Consider the following 24,305-nt stretch of genomic DNA (forward strand, 5'->3'; position numbering starts at 1 on the left):
TCCAAGAACCCCACAGGTGCGATCGCTGGCCGCTACCGTGTGCTACACTCTGCGGAGCATCACGGCAGGCGGCATGGGATTTCACAGTCTATCTAGAAGGTTCTTAATTTTTTTCGTAGTGTGTGCAGGGCTGGTAGAGGGCCCTTCGCTCAGTTCCCGAACCCGTGCGGACAGGAATGAGACCGAACTCAACCGCTTTTACCTAGTGGCCCACCACGTTTCGGATGCGAGTCCCTTCTGGTTTGATTACATTTTTGACGTAAAGCCGGACGGCAAGAACGTTATTGTCCGGAGCATTCGCATAGCGCCAGAGAATGCGTATTGCACCGGATTCGTTGAAGTGAAGGCAGTGGAAACACGGCTGCTGGGCACCTCGGTACGGGAAGCGGCCGACCGCATCGACCTATGTTCCATTCGAGAAGACGATGTGGACCGTGCCATTGCGGACGCCAAGGCGAGAACAATCAACAGCATTTTCGATAGCGAGCGATTCGGAATAGTCGCCCGGTGTCGTGACTCAGAAAGGCTGTTCACGCTGCCTTATCCTGAGACGTTGGACATGGCAGCGCTGAAACGGAATGCACCGAGGGTCGCTGTACTCTATGGTTTGGAATCAGAGATATACAAGCGTGCTTTTGGGGACAAAGATATTTTTCATGATATAACGCCGGGTGAGGATCTTGAACTGCAACGCTTCGGGGCGTCGCTGGTCACGGAATTACGGGATGGAATGTACGATCTTGGCTTCGCAGACGAAAACGAAAGGGGATTGTGTCAAGCCAACGCTCCATGCGATTTGGGTTTGACCCGGGACCTGCTCAAGGGCTACGAAGGGCCTGCCCACAAGCCGCACGAACCCACAGCAACATTACTCGATCCAGAAAAATACCATTTGGTCAGATATGTCCCACCCCGATACCCGCCGCTCGCGTTGATGGCGAAAATCGAGGGGAAGGTTGAAGTTAAGATCAGCGTGGACAACGCAAGCGGAACCGTGAAACAGGTGCGCGCCATATCGGGCCATCCGAAGTTGCAAAAGTCCGCGGAGGATGCCGTAAAGAACTGGGGGTTTCGCCCTACTCGAATTCCCATTACAGGGCCCGTCTCCGCCGTGCTGAACTTTTCGCTTGGTTGCGTGGGCTCCCCACACGAATAGCAGGTAGCAAGGACCTCCGTTTTTGAGGTCCGCGATTTTTCTTAGCCCCGAGCTCCGAGCCCCCATCGGGGGCGCAAGATTTTAGCTCATGACACAAGCCATGGGACAGCGCGCCATCGAAACGCCACCCAGCTCCGAGCGCCGCGCGACGCCGTCACTTGCTGGTGGTTTGGCCTTTTTCCCAGCCGTAGGCGGCCATCATGATGTGAAACAGGTCGGTGTTCCGGATGAAGCCGTGGACGCGCTCTGCTCCGGGCCCCTGGGCCGCCGCCAGGACCTGCTCGCCCGAGTGGCTGTCGCTGACTGCGATGTCGGGCTCAGGCGGCTTGGCGCCTGCGGGTGCGGGTGTCGGCAGCAGCAACGGCTCGCCTCGTTTTCCGTTCAGCAAGCGGATATCGAACGAGTGGTCCGCCGTAAAGATCACGAGCGTATCCTTGCCCACCGATTGAGCGGTTTGCCGGACGACGTTGTCCATTTCGATGGCGTGCCGCAGCCCGCTCTCCACGTTGTCGGTGTGCATGTCCCATTCCACCATCAAAAAATAACCCCGCTTGTTCTGCGAGAGGATGTGGATGGCGCGGCTGGTGGCGTCCTCGACGTTGAAATCGCCGGTCGGAGCCAGGACGATCACGCGCTTGTCTGACGGCGAAATCTCCTGAATGGATGAGTAGAAGGCATATCCCTTCTGGCGCGCCACCGATTCCACGTTGAGGCCCGCCTTTGCGGCTGCGGCCAGAACGTCATCCCGCCCGGAACCGATTGCCACCTCCACTCCATTGCCAAAGCGCGGCTTGAGCATCTGGCCCATGATGTCTGCCGATTTGCCGCGGTCGTCTACGTGGGCATAGCAGGCCGCGGGAGTTGCGTCGGTGAGATTCATGTTGGTCAGCACGCCCGTGGAAAGCCCGTGTTGCTCGGCATACTCCAAAACGGTCTTCAGGGCTTCACCGTCTTTTTTTCCAAGAATGGCGGCAGAAGATTCAGAGAGAACACCGTTGTTGGTTTTCTGGCCGGTCACAATGGCCGTCATGCCGGCGGCCGAGTCGGTGACCCATTCATCCGCCGCGGAGGTATCGGAAAGGGCGATGTTCGGCATGTGCTGGATGAACAGTTTCTGGGGATCATCGTACTGGCGAATGCTCGCGATGTTCAGAGTGGGAATCCCGCCAGCGTCACCCAGAAAGAGAATTACGTTCCTGGCCCGCGCATAACACACCTGCGCCGTCAGAACCAGGAACACGAAAAGGCAAATCCGCTGTCGCATGTCGCTTTCTCCTGGAAGTTCGGTCTTTTGATGCAATCATTTTAAGAATCCTTATTCGTCCAGGCATTTCCCCTGCCCGGACGATTCCATAGGCGCGCCGCGCGTGTCATTCTGAGGCCGGTTTCTGGGCGAAGAATCTGTTTTGTTCTTCTTGCCGAGAACAGCAGATTCCTCGCTTCGCTCGGAATGACGGGGCGCACCTTCCTTCGGCCCACAGAACTCCGCGGCACTACCGTTAAATCTTATGCTGCTGGCCCGTTCGTAATGGACTCCGGGCGATCGCCAGGCTTCGGTCGCGAAGCCTTTCCAGAATCCTGACCTTTTCGGAGAATGAGAGTGCCTGAAGCTGCCGCCGAGCAGCGCGTTTGCTTTCCAGTAGCTTGCGCATCCAGTCGTTCACGCGTTACCTCGGAGGAATTTACGCTCGAACTGCTCCCATTTCTCAATGAGCCCGTGCCGCTTGAGAACGGCATCAAGCTTCGCCGCATCCAAAGCACCGCTTTCGACAAACTGAAGGATCCGCGCCAAATCTTTGGCGCGACCTGTCCTGAGAGCCACGGCCACCAGATGCTCAGCCGTCATCACCCGGGTGCGCGCTCCCTCCACGTCCGTTTCCACGGCCTGCTCAATCCCCTCGTGCTCGAGCGCACTGGAAGCCGGAAGGAACTGCACCGGCCAGCCTTCAATAAGCACGTGCTCCCTCTCAGCCCTATAGCCGCGCGAGCGCAGATGGTCATAAACCTGCCCAAGAGTGACGAGCGGACTGCCTTGAGGATTCTCCAACGCCACGAAGATATCGATATCCAGCGTGGCGGAGGGTTCGAGATAAAATGTCGCTCCCACAGCGCCTCCGATAGCATATTGGCCGATCACTCGCTCCACCTGCATCTGATTGATCACCTCCAGGGTTTCTTTCATTATGCTCTCTCGACGACGAATAATCGCGGCTGGCGCAAACGAATCCCATCCCGCAAGGCGGGATGGGCTAAAGTCTTTCGGCCCTCCGGGCCTGGGAACGCGGGCCATCAGACGGCGCTTCCCAGTCACTTCCGGAGTACAAAGGTCCGCAGGCCGCGAGGGCCTTGCTATCGGGCGCTCAACTGCAAATCCTTAATCACCATTTGCAGTGACGACATTCCCTGCCATGTGTTTTCATCCAGAGTGAAGGCCAGGTCGAAGGCGGCGCAGGCCTCGAGCAATTTGGCCTGCCCGGCTTGTCGCCACCCGATGGCGTCCCAGTTGCGCGAGCCGTTGGCAACCCGGAGCTTCAAATGTTTTTCGTTCAGCACCCGAGGCGGCTGCGTCAGCCGCAGCCCGCGCGCCACAAACACCGGAGTGGGATTTCCCATGCCAAACGGTTCCATGCGCTTCAACTGCTCATACACTGGCCAATCCATCTGGTCGAGCTCGACCTCGGCATCGACGCGCAGCAGCGCCACCAAGTCCTCGGGTGCCAAGGACTTTCTGGCGTAGGCTTCGAAGCGCTCCGTCAATTCCGCGATGCGGCTGGACGGCAAAGCAAATCCCGCCGCGGCCGCGTGACCACCGAAGCGCTCAAAAATATTCTCGCAATCTGTCAGCGCATTCAGCAGGTGGAAGTTTGCAATCGAGCGGCCGGAGCCCTGTCCGCTGCCGTTCTCGATGCCAATCACCAGCGTGGGACGGTAATGCCGCTCCACCAGGCGCTGCGCCACGATTCCAATCACGCCGCGGTGCCAGCCGGCGCCCGCGAACACCAGGCTGTAACGCCCGCCGAATTCCGGCTGCGCCTTCACCATAGCGTCAATCTCGTTCAGGATGGATTCTTCCGCGCGCTGCCGTTCGCTGTTCAACTGGTCGAGATGTCCGGCAATCTGCCGCGCCTTGATGACGTCCGTGGTGCGCAGCAGTTCGATCACCGCGCGGGCGTCTTCCATGCGTCCGGCGGCGTTCATGCGCGGCGCAATGCGGAAGGCGATGTCGCCCGCCGTGGGCGCGCGGCCATCCAGGCGCGCCACCTCCATCAGCGCCGTCAGCCCCGCCGCGACGGGCCGCCGCAATCCTTCCAGGCCAAACTTCGCAATCACGCGGTTCTCGCCCACCAGCGGAACCACGTCGGCAATGGCGCCGATGGCCACAATCTTCAAAAACGAATGCAGCAGCGCGTCGGTCATCCCGTCGCCCAGCAGGCCCTGCACCAGCTTGAAGGCCACGCCCACGCCCGAAAGATTTTTGTCGGGGTACCGGCAGTCGGGCCGCTGCGGGTTGAGCAGGGCGTGCGCCGGCGGCAGCGAATCCTTCGGCAGGTGATGGTCGGTGATGATGCAGTCGATTCCCAGTTGCTGCGCGCGGGCCACCACCTCGTGCTCGCGGACCCCGGTGTCCACGCTGAGCAGCACGGTGACGCCCTCGGCCGCCGCGCGCTCCACCACCGGCAGGCGCATGCCGTAGCCGTCTTTCAGCCGGTAGGGAATGTGGACGTCCACGCGCGCGCCAAGCCGCTCGAGCGCAGCCAGCAGCACCACCACGGCCGTCGTCCCATCCACGTCATAGTCGCCGTAAATCAGGATTTTTTCCTGGCTGGCCACGGCCCGCTTCAGCCGCTCGACTGCCTCGCGCATGCCGGCCATCAGAAAGGGATTGTGAAGCTGATCGAGACAGGGATTCAGAAAATTGTGCGCCGCTTCAGGGTCCGTAATGCCGCGCATCACCAGCAGCCGCCCCAGCAGCGGAGATATTTCCAGCTCCAGCGCCAGCAGCGCCGCCTGCTCGTTGTCAGTTGTGCTCAGTTCCCACCGCATCGCGTTCGAAATATGTTGACAGGATGCGCCGGCGGTTGCAATGAGAAATGGAGGAATGTGGTAGATGGCAGGTGGCAGCGAGGAAATCCGTTCTTAAGGTCAGTGGTTATTTGATCAACGAGGATAGAATCCGCAGACCGCAAGTGCGGCAGTTTGCGCTGTCCCGTTGCATGTGAAGCGTGAGGGTGAATATAGCCACCAGGTTTATTTCATGGTCATTCGGGGAAGTTTAGCGGCGGGTGTGCTGATGTTTTTTCAGTTGCTCTTCACGTCCGAGTTCCTTAACTCGCTCGGTAAGCCGATGCACACCCGTTGAAGGGTTCCCGCCCTGATTGCCACGTGTCGCCTGCCAGTGTTCTAAATCCCATGCCCTTTGAACGGCGAGCTGATAGAACGGAAATATCTGGTTGAACGGAACTTCCTTTTCATACCTTGGCATGTGACCGCGGCAACATGATTGCGCTTGCTGGCGCTCTATATGAGCAGTCCTGTTCTCGAAGTGCAATAACAGCCAGAGTTCAAAGCACGGATTCGAAATTGCCAGATGAATTCCGTTGGCGTTTGCTTTCTGCTTCGCATCCGGTATGTGGGCGTGTGAGTCTACGTCAAACACGCACCAAACCTCGTCATACTCGAGGTTCGCGTCACCGCTCTTGCGAGCCTCACGCTCAGATCTCCTCTTCTCATCGACCGCATAGTCAACAAGTTTCTTGGGGTCTTGGCCTACCGGAACAACCTGAATACGCACGAGGCGAATCCTCAACTCATTCTTAAGTCCGTTCAGGTAGGTTGGCTCCGTAACTTCGCCCTCGCAACAAATGAGTACGCTTGGGCGAGGCTCCGTAAACGCCCTGCGCCGCCGCAGGTCATCGCGTCTACGTGGCATTATTCCGTAGCCCCTTCCTGCTTCGTGTCAGAAAATAAGTCGGTCGAACCAACAAACGGTATCGCTCCGTACCGACCCTGAAGGTAGCCGCGCTCAAGGTTCTCGTTCTTTCTAGTGGTGAAATCCGTAAGCGGGTAGAGATGGGTACCGCCCTGGTCATCCTTCTCAGTGAACCAGACCTGGTCCCGCCTCAAAGAGGATCGGTCCAGGACATTTGTATCATGGGTAGTGAAAATAATTTGTGCCGCGCTTGGGTTGAGTTTTGGATCGTTGAAGAGACGGACGACCTCCAGTACCAACAAGGGGTGAAGGCTAGAATCGAGCTCATCCACGCAAATGGTCCCCCCAGATGACAATGCTCTGAGCACGGGGCCCAAGAGCCCGAAGAAGGCTAATGTCCCGTCGGACTCGTTCTCCTCTCCTAGTAACACGCCAGCTTCAGACGAGCTCCGGTGAATGAGGGATAGCGCCTGCCTCTTTTCCCATGATTTCAAAGTGCGCTCATCTTCCTCACTCAATCGACCAACAAATTTTCGAAGGGACGCGAAAAACTCTTCTGCGACAGCCTTTTGGTCAGCATCCAATCCGGGTGGTAGTGCAAACAAGTCTACCTCGTCTACGCTTAGCCCAATAATTCCCAAATCTGCTGCTTTTAGCATTCTCAGCACGAGAGGCTTATGTCGGGAGTCTTGACACATCTCTGCAGTTTGTTGACGAAGAGAGTGGCGTTCTCTGGACAGGCACGTAAGTCGTTCTGCAAACCACCTGTAAATGGGTAGCAATGCCTCGTGGTTGTTTTGGGCCGCAGCCGAAAGAAATAGGCTGTTTGGTCTCGTGAGGCGCTCGATCGCTTGGTTATCACCGGTTAGCTTCTTTCCGAAAGTGAAAGCTCTGCGCTCGCGCCGGAACCACATCTGCTTCCTATTAGGCCGTTTTGAGGTTGGGTATGCATTGAGCCACTCCCTAACGATCTCATGATCGTTCAGCACGAAGCCATACGAGTAGCGTGTCCCATCAGTCAGCACGTCAGCTTCAAAAAAAGATCCCGCGCTCTTAGATTGCGCGTCAAGAAGGAAGGGATTACGAGGGATAGGCCCCTCGGGCGGCCATTGCCTTTGCGAGTTTAAAACTGCGCCACGCATATACGCAAGTGCCTTGAGAACATTTGTTTTTCCCGAGGCATTCGCACCATAGATCGCAGCAGCTCGGAGGAGTCCTAGGTTGAGGCCTTCAACTTGCGTTACGGCCTCGGACGAATCCGTTAGTGAGCCAGCCACCATCGAGAGCTCTTGTTCCTCCTTAAGAGAGCGGAAATTTTGGACACGGAACCTCATTAGCAAGGTGGGCCTCACTCGTTCTGTACGGTACTTCAAAGATACCGTACAAAGCTAAATTTGCACGAAATTGTCGAAAAAGCAATCTTAAAACAGAGAGTAAATATTTTAGAAGTGCGTGCCGCAGGGCACACGATCAGCAATTCTTCGAGCTATTTGTTCCTGCTCCGCATGCCCCTCCGGCACCCTCTCGGCAAGGTAAAGGAAAAAGGCTTTTGGGGGGCGCAGTGGGGCAGCCTCCCTGGATTTGAGATTCAAGATCATTGGAAATATGATGATTGACAATTCATAATTACTGGCTTGGTGCCCTTTGCAAGCTGTCTAAAGTTGTCAACGTGTTTCGTGATCGTCGAAGTGCTACCCGCGAAAAAAAGTGCAACCCGAAGCCCGAACAGAGCATCTTGCGGAAGGTGACCTCTATTAAGCCAAAGCCAAGCCTGACGCCTGCCGGGATGCTGTTTGCCTGGGGCAGAGTGTTGACCGGCAGGGTCCCGATGCTCTCCATTGAGATCACGCGGGAGTGCCCGCTGAGCTGTCCCGGATGCTACGCGTATGGAGAAGGCCACCTGGGCGGCGGAACCACTCTGAGTGAACTGAACGACCTGCGCGGGGATGAGCTGGTGGAGGGCGTTCTGCGGCTGGTGCGCCGGCACAAACCTCTGCAGGTTTCGCTGGTTGGCGGAGAGCCGATGGTGCGGCATCGCGAGCTCAGCAGAATCCTTCCAGCGCTCGGCGAGATGGGTGTGTTTACGATGGTGGTGACCAGCGGCGTTGTTCCCGTTCCGAGGGAGTGGATGGACATCCCGCGGCTGCGCATTGCCATTTCAGTGGACGGCCTGCCGGAACATCACGACATCCGAAGGAAGCCGGCGACCTACCAGCGCATCCTGAAGAACGTGGAAGGCCGCGAGTTCAACGTGCATTGGGTGATTACCCGCCCGATGCTCGAACGCGAAGGCTACCTGGAAGAGTACGTAAATTTCTGGAGCGCGCGCCCGGAAGTGAACCGCATCTGGGTAAGCGTTTACACTCCGCAAATCGGCGAGCAGAGCCCTGAAGTGCTGGCACCGGCGGACCGCGCCACCCTGGCCGCGCAATTGCCTGCGCTGGCCAGACGATACCGGAAGCTCCTTTTCACTGAAGGCCTTGGCCAGGCCCTTCTCCGCCCGCCCGAAAATCCCGGCGACTGCGTCTTCGCCAAGATGTCAGCCAATTATTCAGCCGACCTTGAAACCCGCGTGGAGCCCTGCGTCTTTGGCGGGACGCCCGACTGCGCCCAATGCGGGTGCGCCATCAGCAGCGGCTTGCACTGGATCAGGAACATTAAACTGGCGGGCCCGGTGAAGATTGATCACTTCATTGCCGCCTCGGTGGGCGTCGGGCTCCTGATGAGCCGGCTGCGATCACGCGCGGCACGCCCGACTCGATGGAAACCTTCCGCCATTCGTCCACATTCCGAAACCGAGTTGATAAAAATTCGGCCCCCAAGGGCGTAGCAACAGGCAGCGATACCTCTGCGAATTTTCGCTGATTTCAAAATCAAGAACCGCTGAGTCTCGCAGGCGCAGGTCCTGCGCTGCGCGGTCTTTACTGTGCCATCGGCGAGTTTATGCCGCTGCTCTTTTCGCCTTGCGGCGCGCCGGCCGGCGAATTTCTTCAAACTGGTTGATGCGCACAACGCCGGCGGGCAGTACGGCGCGGATTTCGAGTTCGCCGCCCATCGCCTGGATCATCTTTCGAAGTGTGCTGATCAGCATATCGGTTCGCTTCTCCACTTTTGAGACGGCGGCCTGGTTGATGTGCAGGTTTTCAGCCAGAGATTCCTGGGTGAGCTTCAAAGCCTCGCGAAGCTCGTCCAGGGCCATTTCCGCGATCATTCGGTCAGCCTTGGCCCGGGAGCGGGCGCGGGCTGCGGGCGGCATCTTCGCCTGAAGTTCCTTGAAATTCCTAGCCATCGGTTGGTCCCTCCTTTCGCAATGCGGCCAGGTGCTCATCGTAGAGCTTGTCCGCAAGTGGAACGAATTTTTCATACCATCTGTCATCGCCAGTCTTGTCACCGCCGATCAGCAGGATGGCGCATCGCCGCGGGTCAAACGCATAAAGCAGCCGGCAGGGGCGGCCTGCGTGCTGAACGATCAACTCCTTCATGTTGGGATGTCTTGAGGAAGCAATCGGGCCGGAGTGCGGGCGCCTGAGCGCCGGGCCAAATCGCTGGAGCAAAATCACTTTGGCATCGACACCTTCCTGTTCGCCTTCAGAGAGGCCGGCCCACCACTCCGCAAATTCATTGGTGAACTCAACATCTCATTCCATGTAGGGAATATAACCTTTATGGAATATGATTGTCAAAGTGAGCGCGAGAGGGCCCGGCCGCGGGGGCATGCTGCGGGATTTGAGATTGGACATTTCAGATGGTAGAAAACGGAAGATTGGAACATCGTGGAATGGCGGTGGCGCAATTGCCCGCCTCGACTTTTCTAATTCTTCCGCCCCCTTTCGGGGCCGTTTACCCGCCACCGCCCTTTTTCATCCTTCACACTTCATCCTTCAGTCTGATTTTTCGCGTTTGTACTCGAAGATGCCCTGGCCGGAACCTTTGCCGGCGGCGAACGTCTTGGGATAGATGCGGCCGGTGAGGTCAAAACAGATGCGCAGCCGGTCGCCGGAGAGTTCATAGATGCCGGTCAGCGTTCCACCCCAGAATCCCTGGCTGGCGAGCGGACTTTCATCATGGTGGAAAACCCAGATGGTGTTGGGGCCGGCGGTCCCAAGCTTGAAGACGGATGGCGTCAGGTTCCCCTCGTAAATCATGATGTACTGATCGCCGTGGATGGTCAGGCTGGCGTCGCCGGACAGTCGCTCGCCGCTGAAAATCGCCCGGGTGAGCTTCCAGGTGCCTTGCAGCTTTTTTGCATCGTCCGGGGGCGTATGAGTGGGCGAAACGCCGGTTTTCGAGCAGGCGTTCATCGCCAGCAGACTGCCGGCGAGAATGACGGTTAGCATGCGCATGGCCCGCTAACTCCGGGATGGAAGATTTGATTCGTCGCTGAGGCCCGATGCCCGTGGCTGGTGGGCAGGCTTGCGAAAGGGCCTCAGCCCTGGTCCGTCGTTGCGGATTGTAGCATAACGAGCGCCGTTTTGAGCCCCAGGTTTTGGACAGAGGGCCAGCTCGCAATGAAAACGCGGTCCAGTTGCTTTCTGCGCTGCTCCTGCTGCCAGGCCTCGCCGCCTGCGCCTTCCCCTGAAGGTCAGGGTGAAAACCTGCCCACCTGGTAGGGAAGTATTTTCGCCAGTGAATTCGCCTCTCTGATTTCCATGCCGCTGCCTGGGCCTTCGACCGACAAAGACTTGAGGGGCAGACGCAGGTCCAGAAACCGATCGTGCATGGCAATCAAAGGATCGAATGTGTCGCGCGTACTGCCGGAAAAGAGGGTTGCGCCTGCGGCATTCTTCACCGTGAACGAGTACTGCACAAAGAAACGATTGCTGGTTGCGCGGCCTGCCTCATCGAAGGTGGCGCGGGTCATGGGATTGGAGCTTAAGATGATGGAGAAATTCTTTCCATTGGGAGTCCTGATCACCATGACGTTCGGCGAGGGCGGAATTTCTTTGAGCGTCGCTTTCGCCGGAAGCTCGGCGCCTGGCGTGGGTAAAGGCGCCCTCGCCTCGAACCGGACGTAAACGAATGATTCATCTGTTGTCGCCTGCAACTCCCATTCAACTTCGCTCGGTTTGAACCATTTTGCGTTGATCGCTGCATATGGGACCTTGCTCCAGGGCGATCCCGAGCGCGAAAAAGCTCCGCCCTCAGGCGGTATGGCCGCTTCCAGGGCCGAAGCGCCGATGGGTTCCTGGTCAAGCAGATCCTCCGCAATCTTCCAAGAGCCTTTTTCAAGCACCAATTTCCCCAGATAGTACTGTGGAGCGGGGCTGGTGGAACGAGTGATTTTTCCCAACACCGCGGCGTGGCCATTCCTGATCCGGACGCCCATCAACGTGTAGCGGACCGCGGGATCGGGAGGAAATCCTTTACTGAACTGCTGGATGAATTTTTCTCCCGCTTCGTCCAGTTTTCTCCTGGACTGCACGCTCAGATACAGCTTCCCGTTTCCTGTCTGCTCGGACTTTTCCAGCGACCGGAATACGGCGACGACAGCATTCCTGGAAGAATTGTCTCGAGTGGCTGGAACCGGAGGCGTTTCGCTGCGTCCCTTGGAACTCCAAGAATGGACCGGCGTTGCAAGCACCAGGATCAACACAAAAGCAAAAAGCCGGTTCTGATATTTCAGGTCCGCTCGTTGCGATCCGCGTCTGTCTTTGCTGTCGAGCATCGGGTCTCTCATGATTCTTCACTCCCAGGCGGTCAGATCCGAACACCGGCGGGCCGATACCCTGCGGCCTGTTGCGGAGTTCAAAATCAAGAACAGCATAGCAAAAAGGCAGGCCGTGGAACACCCCAGCTAACGAAGAGCTGGTAGCGAGGACCACCTTTTTGGAGGTCCGCAGTGTTCGATCGAATGAGGATAAAATCCGCAGACCGCGGATGCGGCGGTTTGCGCTATCCCTGCTTCTTCGAGCGGCGGGTCGGTGTGGCGCGGCACGCGCGAAGCGGAATGTCAAATTTGAAAGCCCAGATTTCAGATGTCTGTTCGGTGCGGCGAGCCGCGGGCGGGAGCTGAGATCAGCCCCGAAATGGCGCGCCGAGCTGGGGCAATTATTGAGTTGAATAGGAAGCCAGGAAGGTTTTCATTCCCTGCTCGTTCATTTTGAGCTGGCCGGAGGCGATAAGTTCCTTCTTGAGGTTCTGGCGGTAGATCTCATACGCGAGGGCGCGCTTCTGGGTCAGAAGCTGTTCGCGGATCTCGGTTTGCTGCGCAGCGAAGCCGCTTTCATCCGGAGGAGTGTGAGTCAGGACGTGGATCACGACGTCATTACCCTCCGCCGTAAGCACTCCGCTAGTCTGGCCAGGCTGGAGCGTGAAGGCTTCCGGCACGCCCTGGCCGGGTCCGAGATTGGGGACGGTGTCCTGCTGGGTAAAATCATTGCTCTCCTGCAAGTTGTAACCGCCGGCCTTGGCAAGCTTGGCAAAGTCGCCCTTTTTGGCAGCCTCGGCGAAAGCCTGCGCTTTCTGGTGGGCCAGGGTCTGGGACTGCGCCGCGCGGTAATCCTCTTCCACGCGGGCGCGAACGTCGTCGAGCTTGGGCGTGTGGGCAGGGACAATCTGCGTCACCTGGATGATGGCCGTGCCTTTGGGAACGGTGATCGGCTGGCCCACTTCGTCCTGGCGCAACTGGAATGAGAGGTTCTGGAAGGCATCGTTCGAGCCGAAGTCGGGAACGGTCTGGTTGTACTGGTAGAGAGGGGTCTGCTTGACCTCGAGCCCGGCCTGTTTGGCGACGGACGCAAACTGCTTGGGGTTGGCCTTGAGTTTGGTTTCAAGCTGGTCTGCATAGGCCTCGAGCGCGGCAGCCATTTTTTGCTTCATCAGCATGTCGTGGATGGCGCCCTGGACATCGTTGAAGGATTGCAGGTGTGCGGTCTGCTTGTCGAAAACCTTGATGATGTGGATGCCGTAGGTGGTGTGCACCAGCCCGCTGACCTGCCCGGGGGCCATGTTGAACGCCGTGTCTTCAAACTCCTTCACGGTCTGCCCGTGCGTGATCCAGCCGATGTCGCCGCCGTTTGAGGCGCTGGTGTCTTCCGAATATTTTTTCGCCATGTCGGCGAAGTTGGCGCCCGCCTTGATTTTGGCCAGCACGTCGGCCGCAGTCTTTTCCAGTTGCTTAACCTGCTCCGGGGTCTTGCCCGTGGTCTTGAAGAGAATGTGCGAGACCTTCACGCGGTCCGGCACGCGGTAATCTTCAAGGTGGCTGGTGTAATACTGCTTCATTTCAGCGTCGCTGACGTTGACGTTGGCGCGCACGTCGTCGGGAGTGATGAGGACGTACTGGGCCTGCCGCTGCTCTTTCTGCTGATAGCGGGCGGCGTTTTTCTGGAAATAAGCCTGCAGGTCCTTCTCGGTGACGGGGACGGCCTTCAAAAACTTGCTGGGATCAAAAACCACGTACTGAATTTTCGCTTTCATGTAGTGCTGGTTATAGTCCTCGTGCACCTCGGCAGGCGCGACCGCAACGCCGTCGGACACCACCGCCTGGATCTTCTGGATCAGCAGGCTCTGACGAATCTCGTCCTCGAACTCCTGGGTGGAAATGCCCATCTGCTGGCTGACGAAGTTCTGGTATTGCTGCATGCCGATAAAATTGCCGTTGGGATAGAGCCAGGGCAACTGTCGCATCGCGGCCCTCAGTTCCTGGTCGGAGACCTCCAGGCCCATTTTCCTGGCCTGCATCGCCATGGCCTGGTTCAGGACCATCTCGTCCAGCATGGTGCCGGCGATGACGGGCACAAGCTGCGGATTGCTCCCCAGCGAGGAGTTGCGCAGGCGGGTATCGATGCGGTCTCTGAGGTCCTGCATGGTGATTTTGACGCCGCCAATGCTCGCCAAAACGTCGCTTGAACCCTGCTGAATGTCCCCGCCGCCGAGCGGCGTGAACACCAGAATCATGCCGAGAGAAACGATGGTGAGGAAAAAGACCAGCAGGTACTTTTTCACCCGCTCCCGGTGTTTTTGAAAGAGTCTGAACATTATTGCTCCGGACGCATAGTGTCGATCTTAACCATTATAAGTCAGCCCGAAAGGGCTAACAACTGAAAGGAATGAGCGGATTGAAGGACAAATCGGATTGCAGGCTCCCGAGAGGCTCAAACCAGGGAAAACTGCTTGACCCAATTTAACCTTTGGTCAAGAATGCTCTAGGGTGTTGGCCGAATGGCTCTGAAATCACGAGTTTCAGGCCCCGAACAAGGACATAAAGTCGAGGTCGAATGGACGACCGTCAGCTATCGCACCATCGCTTTCTATGCTGTGCTCGGCCTGGTCGCGGTGGGTTTTATCCTCTACCTTATAGCGCCGGATTACTTTGCCCGGAGGGCCCGAGGCGCGCTCGACGCCCTGACGGCGGGGGTGGTGGAGAATGGAGCGGCAAACGATGCGTCGTCAAAGCGCGATGCACACTTCGTGAACCTTGACGGGACGGTCCGCGTAAAGAAGGCCCAGTCGCCTCAATGGGTGCAGGCGAATTACAATACCAATCTCGCCACCGGAGACTTCATCCAGACCGGCAGCGACGGAGTGGCCAGAATCATTTTTGCAGACGGGACCAATTACGTCATTAAGCCAGACTCCCTGATTGCAGTGGAGGAAAGCGGCGAAGACCCGGTGACCCGGGCGACGCGGGTGTCCGTGCAGGTAACTTCCGGCGCCGTAGACCTGTCCACGGGAAAGTTTGAGGTCCCGGGTTCCACCTCCAAAGTGGCCTTCGCGGATGCGCTGGCCAGCCTGGGCGAGGAAAGCCGTGCCGTGGTGCAGAACGATCCAAAGCGGAACATCCACCAGATGACCATGGACCAGGGCGACGCGCGCCTGACTCGAGGGTCAACCACTGTGCAACTGGGACAATATGACAAGGTAGCTTTCTCCGCCAGCCGGCCCGGCCTGCTTCGTGAGAAGGTGATTGCGCCGCCGGACCTCTTGTTGCCCGCCAACATGGCCCTGAGCGTCGTCCAGAATACGCGATCAACCAGAATTGAATTCAGGTGGTCAGCCGTGGAGGGCGCCCGGGCATACGTGCTGGAGGTTTCGCCTTCCGGCATGTTCTCGAACCTGGTGGTGAACCGGAAAGTGGAGGGGACCTCGGCGGAGGTGTCGGGGCTTGACGAAGGGGTTTACTATTGGCTTGTTAAGTCGATCGACGGGAGCGGGAATGAGAGCCAGCCGTCCCTGCCCAACCGGTTCGACCTTGTTCAGCAGATTTCAGAAAACCACCAGGCGTTTCTCGAGGTCACGAACATCACCCAGCACGGCCGCGTCGTGGAAGTTGTGGGCCGCACGGAACCGGGTTCCACGGTGATTATCAACAATCAGCAGGTGTTTAATATTGCGGCGGACGGGACGTTCCGGCACTTTACGTCTCCGCTGGCCAGAAAGGGCTCAAACCAGATCACGATTACGGCGCAGGACCGGAAAGGCAATACCAAGACCATCCGCAAAGCGGTCGTGATCGAGTAGCAAAAACCGAATCGCTATTCGTTTCCAGAAAGGGACCCGTTAAAAGAATGAGTTTTCGTTCTCTCTTCAGCGTTTTTTCTTCAGACCTGGCCATTGATCTCGGCACGGCCAACACCCTGGTTTTTGCGAAAGGGAAGGGCGTGATCGTCAACGAGCCCTCGATTGTCGCCATCAACAAGGTCAACGGCGACATCGAGGCTGTGGGCCGCGATGCCAAGGAGATGCTGGGGCGCACGCCCGGCAACATTGTGGCCATCCGCCCCCTGAAAGACGGCGTGATTGCAGACTTCAAAGTAACCGAGAAGATGCTGAATCATTTCATCCAGAAGGCGCACAACCGCAAAGTTTTTGTCCATCCGCGCATCGTGATCGGCGTGCCCTCGGAAATCACCCAGGTGGAAAAACGCGCCGTGCAGGACTCGGCGTTCCGGGCCAAGGCCAGCGAAGTCTATCTGGTGGAACAGGGCATGATGGCCGCCATCGGTTCCGGCCTGCCCATCACCGAACCTTCCGGCAGCATGATCGTGGACGTCGGCGGAGGCACCACCGACATCGCGGTGATTTCGCTTTCGGGCATTGTGTACAGCCGGTCGGTGCGGGTTGCCGGAAACGAAATGGACGAGGCCATCACCGCCTATTTGAAGCGCCGTTACAACCTGCTGGTGGGCGAGCGTACGGCCGAGGGGATCAAGATGGAAATCGGCTCCGCCTATCCGCTGGAAAAGCCCCAGACCATGGAGATCAAGGGGCGGCATCTGCTGGAAGGCGTTCCCAAAACCATCACCATCGACGATTCAGAAATCCGCGACGCGCTCTCGGAATGCGTCGCCACCATCGTCAACGCCATCCGCGTGGCGCTGGAGCGAACGCCGCCGGAACTCTCCGCGGACATTTCAGACCGCGGCATCGTGATCACCGGCGGAGGCGCTCTGCTGAAAAATCTTGACAAGCGCATCCGCGAGGAAACCGGCCTGCCCGTTTCGATTGCCGAGGACCCGCTGGCATCCGTGGTTCTGGGAACGGGACGAATGTTAACTGATTTTAACCTGCTGCGGCGGGTTGCTATAGAATAGAAGGTCCTCCGGGCTGCCGGACCAGAGACCCCGGCGCCTGGAAGGAATGGCCGGCGCCGAGAAAGGAACGGAGCGATAGACGACGAAAGGCGCGACCTGTAAGCACTCTTCAGTGATCTGCCAGGGCCCGGATTGAAGCGGCTGCATTGAAACGAACTGCCTTTGCACAATTCGACAAGAGCGCCTGGCTGCCGGACGTTGTAGTAAGGCACGCGTCCTTTTTTGTGCTGCTGGGAGTTCTGCTCGCCCAGCTTCTGCTGCTCTCGATTCAGGTCACGCGAAACCAGAACGTAAAGCTCATCAACGTCTGGGCCGCGGAATCTTTCGGTCCTTTTGAGCGCGGCTTGCACGGCGCCATCGGAGGCACGGTGGAAGCCTGGGCATCCGTTCACGACCTGTGGGCTTACAAGCAGGCCAACAAGCAACTGGGTTCAGAACTGGTGGTTGCCCGGTCGCGGATTCAGCAGCTCTCAGAACGAGCTTCTGAGGTAGACCGGCTGAAAGCCCTGCTGCAATTCAAGGAACAATCGCCTTACAAGACCGTCGCTGCGCAGGTGATTGCCGCAAGTCCGCAAGACAGTTCCAACACGATCACCATTGACCGGGGCAAGGATGCGGGCATTGAAGCTGATATGCCCGTCATTACGCCGGAAGGCGTAGTGGGCAAGGTTGTCACCGCTTATGCCCATACGGCGCAGATCCTGCTGATCACGGACAGCATGAGCGGCGTCGGCTGCATGTTGGAGGAAAGCCGCATCCAGGGGGTTTTGAAGGGCGGCAGCCGGAACCAGTGCGAACTTCATTACGTGATGGACGACCAGAAAGTGCCTGCCGGCGAGGCCGTCATCACCTCCGGCCTGGACCAGGTTTATCCCAAGGGCCTGCTGGTGGGACACGTCGTCCGCTCGGAAGAGGGCAACATTTACCGGCAGATTACCGTGAAGCCGGCAGCTTCCCTCAACCGGCTCGAGAACGTTCTGGTCCTTTTCAAGCCAGCCACGGCGCAGGAAGAAGAAGTGGCGCAACACGGGCGTCGATAAGGACGGGGCCGGGAACGTCTGCCTTGCCAGCCCAATCGCATTCTTAGCGGCGGCCGGGCCGTTTGTTTCCTGAATCCCGTTGCGCATAACGGGCCAATGCACCGCGGGTGGATGAAATGGAGCTCTACCGCCATCGACCGAAAGAGGCTTTCCGGGCCCACCCTGTAGTCCTGTCACTGATTGTTTTCGCCAGCCTCCTGCTGGAAGTCACGCTGCCGCCCGCCCTGCCGGTCGCCCGGCTGTTTCAGCTTCCCCTGCTCGTCACCATTTATTTCTCGATGATCCGGGAGAACCAGGTGTTTGGCACGGCCTTTGGCACCATCGTGGGACTGCTGGAAGACGCGCTCTCGCACGGTTACCTGGGCCAGATGGGTATGGCCAAGGCCCTGGTGGGCTATCTGGCCGCAACGGCGGGGCTGAAGCTCGAATTCGATAACCTTCTGGTGCGGGGATTTCTAATTGGCGCACTCGTTGCCGTCCACAACAGCTTTGTTTATCTGCTGACCCGCCAACTGCTGGGCTTGCCAGCCCCCTTTGAGCCTCTCCACATTTTGACCAGCACGCTGGTTAACGTCGCCCTCGGCCTGGCTCTGTTTCCCCTGTTCGACCGCCTCAGAAAGAGGGCCTGAAATTACAGCTCGCGAAGCGGGGACAATTGCTTTATTTTGCTCAGGCTGGTGTGTTATCGTGTGGGCTGGTTGGGAGGGGAAATTCTGTATTGCTCCTTGCCGCGCCGGTCATCGGGATGAAATCCGGACGCGAGAGGAGTGGCGGCCCTGTTGTCTCTGAAGGACGCCTGACGGAAGTTTCTGGTAATGCAGGTTCGATTCCCCGAGGACGAGCGGTTTCCCTCCTGGAAGATTACCTTCCTCGAATATTTCGTCGCGGCGGCCTTTATCGGTCTGCTGGTGGGTTACTGGCGCCTGCAGGTCGGGCAGCACGTGCAAATGCTGGAACAGGCCGAGCACAACCGGATTCGCGAGCTTCCCATCATTGCTCCACGGGGCCGCATCCTTGACCGGCAGGGGCGCGTCCTGGTGGACAACTTCCCGTCGTTTACCATCCTGCTAAATCGCGAAAACGCTTCGCAACTCCGCGATGCCCATCTTGAGAAGCTCTCCCGGGCACTGGACCTTGATCCTGGCGATGTCGAGGACATGGTGAAGCGCTCCGTGAAGCTGCCCCGTTACCAGCCCATCGTGCTGAAGCAGGCGGCCACCTTGAAGGACGTTGCCTTCATTGACGCGCACCGGTCCGAGCTGCCTGAAGTCGACGTCATCCAATCACAGCAGCGTTTTTATCCCAAGCATAGCGTCGCCTCGGCGGTGTTGGGCTACGTCGGGGAAGTATCTCAGGCTGACCTGGCGCGGCCCGGAGCAAATTACCGCGCCGGCGACCTGATCGGAAAATTCGGCATCGAGAGGGAATACAATTCCATCCTGCGCGGGCGCGACGGGATGAAGCGCGTGGTGGTCAACAGCCGCGGCCAGGAAGTTGGAACGCTTGGAACGGTAAACGCACTGCCGGGCCACGATCTGCGTTTGACGTTGGATCTGGACGTGCAACTCACCGCCGAAGCCGCGCTGGGAGACAGGCCGGGCGCCGTGGTGGCGCTGGATCCGCGCACCGGAGAAGTGCTGGCCATGGTCAGCCATCCTACCTTTGATCCCAATGACTTCACGCACCACATCCCCGTGGCGACCTGGAAGCAGCTCACCAGTGACCCGATGCATCCGCTGATGAACAAGGCGATCCAGGCGCAGCTTGCGCCGGGGTCGATCTTCAAAATCATTACAGGGACTGCGGCGCTCGAGACCGGGACCATCACGCCGGACTTCAAGGTCCTCTGCGACGGCAAAGTGACCATATACGGACACACGTATCACGACTGGACGTGGTGGACGCTCCACGGAGGCCACGGGACCGTCGATCTCCATCGAGGGATTGTGGTTTCCTGCGATGTCTACTTTTATACGCTGGGCAAGATGCTGGGCATCGACAAGATCGACTACTTTGCCGAACGCCTGGGTCTGGGCCATCGGACAGGCATTGATCTTCCGGACGAGGATGCCGGACTGATCCCGTCGCCGGCCTGGGTCCGAAAGGTTTTTCACCACCCCTGGTGGCCGGGCGTCACCATGTCCGTTGCCATCGGACAGGGGGCCGTGCAGGCTACGCCCTTGCAGATTGCGTACGTGATTGGGGGCATCGCATCGGGCGGCGACTTTGCGCGGCCTCATCTGGCATTTGGCCGGGAGCTTGAAAATCTGGGCGTCGATCCACCGGCGAATTCCACCGTGCGCTTTCCGCTTCATGAGAGTACGGTGCAGGCCGTGACCAGCGCGATGTGGGGCGTCGTGAATGAACCCGGAGGAACCGGAGCAAGCGCCCGGTGCCAGGGGCTGAACGTCGCCGGAAAGACGGGGACCGCCCAGGTGGTCAGCACCAGCCTGGAGGCGGCCTCCCACAACGCGGAATACAGGAACAACGCCTGGTTTGTGGGCTATTCGCCCTCGCCGGACCCCGGCATTGTGGTGGCTGTCCTGGTGATGCAGGGTGAACACTCCTCGGTGGCGGCGCCCATAGCCGGGGATGTCATCAGGGCGTATTACCATGAGAAAGGCCAGGCGCCGAATCCAGACCAGTTAGTGAGCCAGGTGACCGGCAAAGCGAAGCCGGGGGCCGCGCCCCGGCAGCCCTGAGGTTGGCGGCAGTTCATGCGAAATTCGTTCAATTTTCATGATTTTGACTGGGTCCTGTTCGGGCTGGTGCTGCTGATTGCCGGCATTGGGCTCCTTGAAATTTACAGCACTACCACACTGACGCCGCTGGCCGGCCAGTTTCAGAAGCAGATTTACTGGCTCCTGCTGGGCTGCGCCCTGACCGTGATCGTGAGCCAGTTGGATTACCATCTGGTTCTGGCCCATATTCCCTGGATTTATTTTCTCGCCGTGCTCACCCTGGGCGCCGTTCTGCTGCTGGGGCCGCGCCTGGCCGGAACCCATCGGTGGATACAGGTGGGCGGGTTTACTTTACAGGTGTCAGAACTCGCCAAGTTGGTTATAATATTAGCGGTGGCCGCAGCGTTCACCAGGAGGCGAAACCGGGCCTTCACCTGGGGAGAATTAGCCAGGCTGGGGCTCCTGGCCGGTGTGCCGGGAATCCTGGTTGCGCTGGAGCCGGATCTTGGGACCGCGTTGACCTTTCTGCCGATTGTGGCAGCAGGGGCATTCATGGCAGGCATCCGGCGCCGGCAAGTGATGGTTTTGGGACTGATAGGGATATTGGCATTGCCCGCCGGCTGGTTTGTGTTACGCCCTTACCAGCGTGAGCGGCTGGAAGCTTTTGTGCATCCCAAGCAGAACACCCAAGGCTCCAGTTACCAGGTAACCCAAACCAAGATAGCAATCGGCTCGGGTGGTTTGTGGGGCCGGGGACTTGGGAACGGCACCCAAAGCCAACTGGGGTTCATTCCGGTTTCCCACGCAGATGCCATTTTTGCCGCGTTTTCTGAAGAACGGGGCTTTATTGGCACGCTGGCCGTTTTTGTGCTTTATGCTATTCTGCTCTTGCGTTTGCTTGAAGGCGCAAGGACGGCGGCTGACCAGGCGGGAAGCTTCCTCCTGATCGGTTTCGCTTCGGTCCTGTTTTTTCAGGTTGCTGTAAACGTGGGGATGATGATTGGCCTGTTTCCAATCACCGGCATCCCGTTACCGCTCATGAGCGAGGGCGGGTCTTCGATGCTCTTTATTTTTCTGGGGCTCGGGCTCGTTATGAGCGTCAAGAAGCAACGGTTTGTGAATTAGCTGAAGATTGAACGCGAAAAGTGGCAGCAGCTTTTGGATTAAGTTTTCGGACCCAGATGTTTTGGGACGGCTCAAAGCAGCCGGATATTTTTTAGTGATGGTTCGGGCACGCTCACCCGAGGCCCGCACGGTCTGGTCGGGGACCTCCGGGAGGTTTCCCAAGACTGGCCGGACGTGCGTAGCGAAAGAAAGGGCGTGTGCGGCCGGACCCGGGACAATCGAAGTTGATCTCCGCATTTGCGGATTGATCCTTCCCGATTGCCCGGTATAAAGGAGTTTCCATGAACAAGGAGATGTTTATTTCATCGTCTCCACACGAGACGAAGGTGGCCGTGTGCGAAGACGGTCAACTGGTTGAAATTTATTTTGAGCGGGACACCGACGTGGGTCTGGTGGGGGGCATTTACAAGGGCCGTGTCAACCGCGTGCTGCCCGGAATGCAATCGGCTTTCGTCGATATCGGGCTCGAACGGGACGCCTTCCTGTACGTTTCCGATTTCTCGCTCCAGGACCAGGATGAGTTTGAAGGCGTCCTGGATGAATCGCAAACGCGGGGTGCCACCCTTGAGGTAGAACCCCCAAAGCCTCTCGCCGAAACAGCGGCCCCAGCCGGCCCGGAGAAGCCCGAGGCCGGGCGACCCACCGCAGCGGGTCGCGAGGCAGTGGAGCCGGCGGAGGTGAAGGAAAAACCTGCCGTCGCGTCAGCCACCCAGCCGTCCACCACAGATTCGGCCACGGCGCGCCACTCCGGCCCTCCCACGGAACCCTCCGGCGAGGGCAGGGATTTTCATCGCCGCTCTCATCGGGGCCGCAGGCGCCGCGGACGTCGCGGACGCGGAGGCTTTGGCGACCGTCGCCCCGAACGCCACGCTGAGCCGCAGGCGGAAGTTCCTAGTCCCCAGCCGCCCGCTCAAACCGATGATTTCGAAATTCTACCTGGTGAGTCACTGGCCAAGCATAGACATCCTTCCGCCGAGGCGACGGCCTCCGCCAGAGGCGCTGCGAATCCAACGTTCGAGGAACCGGGTCCAGCAATCGTAACGGGCCGGACAACGGCAGACTTCGATGCGCATGCTCACGACGCAGGGCTGGGCGACGATTCGGAAGCGGAAGAATATCGCGCGGAAGTGGCGGGCGAAATCGGCGCTGAATTCGATCAAGAAGGGCCGGAGCCTGGCGCTACTGATTTCGACGACCCTGTCCCCGATTTTTCCTCCGCAGCTCGCGCGCAGGACGAGGATGCTCCGGAAGAGTCGGAGCGCGCCCATGAGTTCGCGGCCGAAACCGAGCCAGAGGATTCAGATACCGAAGAAGCCGTGTGGTCCAAACCATACGAGGATTCCAGGCTGGAAGCGTCCCTGACCGGGGACGAGGATTCCGGCGCCGACGATGGCTCCCAGGCAGAGGAACAGGCCGCCGGGACTCCTGAAGGGGCCGGCGAGCCATCCGAGCGCTCTTTTACGCTGCGCGAACCTCATGGACGACCGCATTTTGCGCCACGCAGAGGACGCCGTGGACGCCGCCGCACGGGCAGGAATTCCCGCCGCAACGTCGGCCGCGAGCGCGAGTCGGCGCGGCCAGGCGGCCAGCAGGGGCTGCTGATTTCCGAACTCCTCAAAGAAGGCCAGGAAATCATTGTCCAGATCGCCAAGGAGCCGCTGGGAACCAAGGGCGCCCGCATCACCTCGCATGTGGCCTTGCCGGGGCGCTACGTCGTCTACATGCCGACCATCACCCACATCGGGGTTTCGCGCAAAATCGCCTCCGAGCAGGAGCGGCTGCGGCTGCGAAACATCGTGATGGAGCACAAGGGTGCGCTGACCGGCGGGTTCATCGTTCGCACGGCCGGAGAAGGCCGCTCGGACGAAGAAATCAAGGCCGATCTCAGGTTCCTGACGAACCTCTGGAACGATGTCCGCACGCGCGCCGAGCAGGTGAAGGCCCCGGCGCTGCTCTACCGCGACCTCGACCTGGCGCAGCGGCTGATGCGCGACCTTGTGACTCCGGACTTCAAATCCATCTGGCTGGATAACGAGGCCGACTACGAGCGCGTGGTGGAATTTATAAACCGGCTGCAGCCCTCGCTGGTGGGATGCGCCAAACTCCACACCCGGCTGACCTCGCTCTTTGAAGAACACGGAATCGAAGATGAAGTTGCCAAGGCGCTCAAGCCGAAAGTATGGCTGAAATCCGGTGGCTATATCGTCATCAACCAGACCGAGGCGCTGGTAGCCATTGACGTCAACACCGGCAAGTACGTCGGCAAGACCAACCGGCTCGAGGACACCATCGTCAAGACCAACATTGACGCGGTCAACGAAATCGTGCGGCAGATCCGCGTGCGCGACCTGGGCGGGATTATCGTGATCGATTTCATTGATATGGATGAACGCCGCAACCGCAACAAGGTGGTGCAGGCGCTCGAAGAAGCAATGCGCCGCGACCGCGCTCCGACCAAGGTGCTCTCCTTTAATGATTTTGGCCTGGTCGCGGTGACGCGCAAGCGCGTGAAGCAATCGCTGGAACGCACTCTATGCGATCCCTGCGCCTACTGTAACGGATCAGGCTGGGTGAAGTCCGTCAGCACCGTCACCAACGAAATCATGGCTGAAGCGCGCAAGATGGCCGATGAAATCGAGGGAAAGACGATGACGCTGCGGGTGAACCCCGAGGTTGCCAAGGAACTGAAATCGAAGGATGGAACCTTCATCCGGGAAATCGAAGCTCTTACCCACAAGAACCTGGTGATCAAGAGCGACCCGGCCATTCATCAGGAACGATTTGAGATCTTCTAATCAGGATGCCTGAAGGGCGCCTGCTTTTATGAGACGGTCTGCT

Annotated in this window: 18 protein-coding genes and 1 pseudogene; 9 read left to right on the forward strand and 10 right to left on the reverse strand. The window is 58.7% G+C overall.

All coding sequences use genetic code 11. The features are described 5' to 3' along the window. Nucleotides 1-349 precede the first annotated feature (349 nt). A complete protein-coding gene (locus VFQ24_15225) occupies nt 350-1,156 on the forward strand; it encodes an energy transducer TonB (GenBank protein ID HET9179706.1) in 807 nt (268 codons plus the stop codon). Between the two features lie 154 nt (nt 1,157-1,310). Here the strand turns inward: VFQ24_15225 and VFQ24_15230 are convergent, their stop codons facing one another. The 5 genes from VFQ24_15230 to VFQ24_15250 form a co-directional block, all read right to left on the reverse strand. Continuing rightward, a complete protein-coding gene (locus VFQ24_15230; GenBank protein HET9179707.1) occupies nt 1,311-2,420 on the reverse strand; it encodes an alkaline phosphatase in 1,110 nt (369 codons plus the stop codon). 396 nt (nt 2,421-2,816) lie between these two features. After that, nucleotides 2,817-3,338, reverse strand: a complete 522-nt coding sequence (locus tag VFQ24_15235; protein ID HET9179708.1) for a hypothetical protein — start codon at nt 3,336-3,338, stop codon at nt 2,817-2,819. A 167-nt stretch (nt 3,339-3,505) separates the two neighbouring features. Continuing rightward, on the reverse strand, nt 3,506-5,200 hold the full coding sequence (gene recJ / locus VFQ24_15240) for a single-stranded-DNA-specific exonuclease RecJ (protein HET9179709.1): 1,695 nt from the start codon (nt 5,198-5,200) through the stop codon (nt 3,506-3,508). 229 nt (nt 5,201-5,429) lie between these two features. Next, the gene (locus VFQ24_15245) at nt 5,430-6,086 is read right to left on the reverse strand and encodes an RloB family protein (protein HET9179710.1); all 657 of its coding nucleotides are present in this window, start codon (nt 6,084-6,086) and stop codon (nt 5,430-5,432) included. Then, a complete protein-coding gene (locus VFQ24_15250) occupies nt 6,086-7,420 on the reverse strand; it encodes an ATP-binding protein (protein HET9179711.1) in 1,335 nt (444 codons plus the stop codon). The genes VFQ24_15245 and VFQ24_15250 overlap by 1 nt, the downstream gene beginning before the upstream one ends. 278 nt (nt 7,421-7,698) lie before the next feature. Between VFQ24_15250 and VFQ24_15255 the strand changes: the two genes are divergently transcribed. Beyond that, a complete protein-coding gene (locus tag VFQ24_15255; protein ID HET9179712.1) occupies nt 7,699-8,916 on the forward strand; it encodes a radical SAM protein in 1,218 nt (405 codons plus the stop codon). Nucleotides 8,917-9,027: 111 nt separating this feature from the next. On the opposite strand, the gene VFQ24_15260 is transcribed toward VFQ24_15255, so the two are convergent. From VFQ24_15260 to VFQ24_15280, 5 genes and pseudogenes are all read right to left on the reverse strand, one after another. Beyond that, the gene (locus VFQ24_15260) at nt 9,028-9,375 is read right to left on the reverse strand and encodes a helix-turn-helix transcriptional regulator (protein ID HET9179713.1); all 348 of its coding nucleotides are present in this window, start codon (nt 9,373-9,375) and stop codon (nt 9,028-9,030) included. Next, nucleotides 9,368-9,685: pseudogene (locus VFQ24_15265) on the reverse strand (type II toxin-antitoxin system RelE/ParE family toxin). The gene VFQ24_15260 and the pseudogene VFQ24_15265 overlap by 8 nt, the downstream one beginning before the upstream one ends. Before the next feature lie 282 nt (nt 9,686-9,967). After that, nucleotides 9,968-10,429 carry a TIGR03067 domain-containing protein gene (locus VFQ24_15270; GenBank protein HET9179714.1) on the reverse strand — a complete coding sequence of 154 codons (462 nt, stop codon included), beginning with the start codon at nt 10,427-10,429 and terminating at the stop codon, nt 9,968-9,970. 239 nt (nt 10,430-10,668) lie between these two features. Next, nucleotides 10,669-11,763: a hypothetical protein gene (locus VFQ24_15275; GenBank protein HET9179715.1), complete on the reverse strand. Its 1,095-nt coding sequence runs from the start codon at nt 11,761-11,763 to the stop codon at nt 10,669-10,671. Between the two features lie 371 nt (nt 11,764-12,134). Further along, nucleotides 12,135-14,066: a peptidyl-prolyl cis-trans isomerase gene (locus VFQ24_15280; GenBank protein HET9179716.1), complete on the reverse strand. Its 1,932-nt coding sequence runs from the start codon at nt 14,064-14,066 to the stop codon at nt 12,135-12,137. 183 nt (nt 14,067-14,249) lie between these two features. Here VFQ24_15280 and VFQ24_15285 point away from each other — a divergent pair, with 183 nt between their 5' ends. The 7 genes from VFQ24_15285 to VFQ24_15315 all read left to right on the forward strand — a co-directional run bounded on the left by VFQ24_15285 (nt 14,250) and on the right by VFQ24_15315 (nt 24,262). Continuing rightward, the gene (locus tag VFQ24_15285) at nt 14,250-15,548 is read left to right on the forward strand and encodes a hypothetical protein (GenBank protein ID HET9179717.1); all 1,299 of its coding nucleotides are present in this window, start codon (nt 14,250-14,252) and stop codon (nt 15,546-15,548) included. 47 nt (nt 15,549-15,595) lie between these two features. Beyond that, on the forward strand, nt 15,596-16,621 hold the full coding sequence (locus VFQ24_15290) for a rod shape-determining protein (protein ID HET9179718.1): 1,026 nt from the start codon (nt 15,596-15,598) through the stop codon (nt 16,619-16,621). Nucleotides 16,622-16,767: 146 nt separating this feature from the next. Beyond that, entirely contained in the window at nt 16,768-17,661 is an 894-nt protein-coding gene (gene mreC / locus VFQ24_15295) for a rod shape-determining protein MreC (protein HET9179719.1), read from the forward strand. 116 nt (nt 17,662-17,777) lie between these two features. Further along, nucleotides 17,778-18,290, forward strand: a complete 513-nt coding sequence (gene mreD, locus VFQ24_15300; GenBank protein ID HET9179720.1) for a rod shape-determining protein MreD — start codon at nt 17,778-17,780, stop codon at nt 18,288-18,290. A 186-nt stretch (nt 18,291-18,476) separates the two neighbouring features. Further along, nucleotides 18,477-20,363, forward strand: coding sequence for a penicillin-binding protein 2 (gene mrdA, locus VFQ24_15305; GenBank protein ID HET9179721.1), 1,887 nt, complete (start codon nt 18,477-18,479; stop codon nt 20,361-20,363). Nucleotides 20,364-20,378: 15 nt separating this feature from the next. Next, nucleotides 20,379-21,467 (forward strand): rod shape-determining protein RodA, encoded by a 1,089-nt coding sequence (gene rodA / locus VFQ24_15310; GenBank protein ID HET9179722.1) that lies wholly within the window; start codon nt 20,379-20,381, stop codon nt 21,465-21,467. A 281-nt stretch (nt 21,468-21,748) separates the two neighbouring features. Continuing rightward, nucleotides 21,749-24,262, forward strand: coding sequence for an Rne/Rng family ribonuclease (locus tag VFQ24_15315; GenBank protein ID HET9179723.1), 2,514 nt, complete (start codon nt 21,749-21,751; stop codon nt 24,260-24,262). The last annotated feature ends 43 nt before the right edge of the window (nt 24,263-24,305 follow it).

The organism is Terriglobia bacterium, from assembly GCA_035712365.1.
GTDB lineage: Bacteria > Acidobacteriota > Terriglobia > UBA7540 > UBA7540 > SCRD01.